This is a genomic window from Vibrio sp. V43_P6S15P86 (assembly GCF_009904725.1).
Taxonomy (GTDB): Bacteria; Pseudomonadota; Gammaproteobacteria; order Enterobacterales; family Vibrionaceae; genus Vibrio; species Vibrio diabolicus.
Genome location: NZ_WXWT01000087.1, coordinates 1 through 2,990 on the forward strand (window position 1 = coordinate 1; position 2,990 = coordinate 2,990).

At 46.3% G+C, this 2,990-nt stretch carries 1 protein-coding gene; it reads right to left on the reverse strand.

Features of this window, described 5'->3' with window-relative positions:
• Positions 1–44: 44 nt before the first annotated feature.
• Positions 45–2,822: an insulinase family protein gene (locus CAG69_RS03705; protein WP_161442780.1), complete on the reverse strand. Its 2,778-nt coding sequence runs from the start codon at positions 2,820–2,822 to the stop codon at positions 45–47.
• Positions 2,823–2,990 lie beyond the last annotated feature (168 nt).

Genomic DNA, 2,990 nt, shown 5'->3' on the forward strand with positions numbered 1-2,990 from the left:
GGTATATACTTACTAATCGATAATTTTATTACTGCGCAATTAGATCATCCTAAGCCGCAATCTTTTGGCCTAAGTTGGAACTCTTCAATCGATCCAATTTCTTGCCCTAAGTGGATGCGCGGAGCGTCCGAATGCGATTGCCCTTGAGAGTGCATGACCAATCGGTTTGCCGTGCGAGGTTTCAACTCATTAACGACAAAGCGAATCATGTCTGCTCGGGTCAATTTCTTCAGTTCAGCAAGTACCTTGTCACGTTGGTTAAACTCGGTGTCTTTGTTTCCTATTGCAACCCAAAGACGCTGAGCACGACCTCGCAGTGTGGTGTCCGGCGTCGCTATTTGATTCCACAAGCCGCGCTTACTGCTGTGCCACTGGTAATCGTTCAGTTCTAACAGCACCATATAAAAGGCATTTAAGAACTCATCGATTGAGGTAACCAGCTCGGCAGGTGCTGCATTGGGTGACTGCACATAAAGCACAATACCCGGATGACGGTTAAGTGGCATATTGCCAGTGCCCACCATGTAACCTAATTGCTGTTTTGTGCGGATCTCGTGGAAAAATGTTGCCGACATGAGATGGTTCGCCAATGAGTATAGAGCAATGCTACGAGGCTCAATGTCCTCACACTGGTGGTAAATAACGACCGCCGAATCTTGCTGGTTACAATGTACTTCACGTTGAAAACTGCCGTTTTTTCCCAGCATGATGAGTGGGCGGAGCGCCTCTTCATAACGCTGCTCTTTTACTCTTAGGGCATCCTTTAAGGTCGTCGCCATGTCATGCGCTTGTTGACGCTGCCAATCTCCGTAAACAAACATTTCAACGTGCAGTTCTGCAAGAATTGATTCTACGAATACTGAGAGTTCATCGACTTCGATTTCTTCTAGCGCTTCGACTAAGGTTGCGAAAGGCGGGTTATTGGGTTGAAGTAGCCCTGTAAGTGCGTTAAATAGCTGCGAAATAGGACGATCTTGTGAAGCATTTCTCCAGTTACGTAACAGTTGCTGCTTGATGGTTTCAAAGCGTGCAGGGCTGAAATCTCGAGAAGCAAAACGGTGCAGGATCATTTCCAACAATTGAGGCAGTTTTTGGCTGAACCCTGAGAGAGTTAAGGTAACCCCGCCTTGGTGAGCATACATGTTGTAACCCATCCCTGCGATTTCCGCTTGATAGGTTTCTTTTGCTAGCGAATCGAGGAACATCTCGACACATAGGCGAGTTTTGACAATGTTCTTCGGTGATGCAACAGCATGAGAGCTGTCGATAGCGACATATACAACGCCTTTTGGCACGCGAAATTCATCATCTTGTAAATGCCAAAGTCGGAAGCCTTCGAGATCTTCAATTAACTCTGGTAGTGAACCACCATTTTCGAACGGCATGGGATCGAGATCGTAGCAAATATAAGGGTTCTTTTCTGGTAAGACGAACTGCCAGCTTGGATCGATTTGTTGATAGAAGCGGCGTTGCTCATCACTAAAAGGCGTGACGGAATACGGAGTAAAGTACCATTCGGCAGTACGGTTGTATTCCAGTCCTTTTGCAATCAGGGTTACGCGAACATTATCGATGGTTAAGTATTGCAGCAACGAACGCTGCAGTTGTTCATCATAGCCCGCCATTTTGTAGTCGCCATAAATGGTATCGTCTGGCTGATAATGCTGCATATTGATAACAAGGTGGCTAACCAAATCCATTGGTCGAGATGGTTCCTGGAAACGAAACGCCGACTCAAGCACCGCTTGTTTTTCGAGATAGCGCCATTCATCTAGGCCGTCTTGTTTGATCATCGAGAGGTATTGAAAAACCGCTTGGATGATGTCGTCAACGTGGTTGAGACCCTGCGGGGTGAGTGTGCAGCTAACCGTAAAATCTCGATAGTTGCTACCACTAGCGCCGCCTCCCGCAGAAAGCGACGTAATCCAGCCTTCATTTTTTAGCTGGAGCATTAAGCTGCCTTCGCCTTCATAGCCGAGTAAATGCGCGAAGTAAGAGAGTGGTTTCAAGCCGTAGTGCTTATCCATCCCTGGCATTGGGAAGGTGAGAATGAGTTTTCGAAATTCTTTGATTGGTTCAACTTGAACTAAAATCCCGGTACTTTCTTTGGTGCTAATGGGGACATCAATCGATTTTCCACGAAGGTGGTGATTTGGGATATTGGCAAACATGGCTTCTACCCACGCTTGCTGATCATCGAGCGACTGTGGCCCAAAGAGCGTCAACGTCATGAGATCGGCAGAGTATTGAGAGTGGTGAAACTCGACAATTTCGTCGCGGATGGACTTACCCTCTCGGTCACCTAATGTATCTAGGTTGCCGACTGAGAACTTAGAGAAAGGGTGCTCTGGATTGATGACTTCTTTATTGACTTGATACAGGCGGCGAGAATCGTCATTAAGTTTGAGTTTGTATTCGGAGTCGACAGCCTGGCGTTCTTTGTCTAAAGCTTCTTCGTTAAACAATGGTGCGGTAAAGAATTGGCTAAATCGATCTAAGGCATTTTCAAAGGCATTCGGAGTAACATCAAAAAAGAAACAAGTGTGCTCAGTACCCGTCCAAGCGTTATTTGTTCCTCCATGCTGGCTAATATAACTTTGAAACTCGCCCACTTTAGGGTATTTTTCCGTACCCAAAAAAAGCATATGTTCTAAATAGTGTGCCAGACCTTGGCGATCGTTTGGGTCGTCGAAGTGTCCAACGTTCACTGCTAGAGCAGCTGCTGATTGTTGAGCTGTCTCGGAATGAATCAGCAGTACACGCAGATCATTGCTCAAGGTAATGTAGCGGTATTGATTTGAATCGTTAGGACTTAGATGCACGATGCGCCTCCAGATTTCGCATTACAGTAATTATGAACCCCTAGCTAGGGGGCGCAAAGTTTGCGTTTCGACAAATACTGCTTGCCGTATTTTTGTTATTCGTAGACTTCTGCACAGGCCCATCGCGTTTGCGTATGGGGAAGAACTGTTTGAATGAATGCTCTGAAC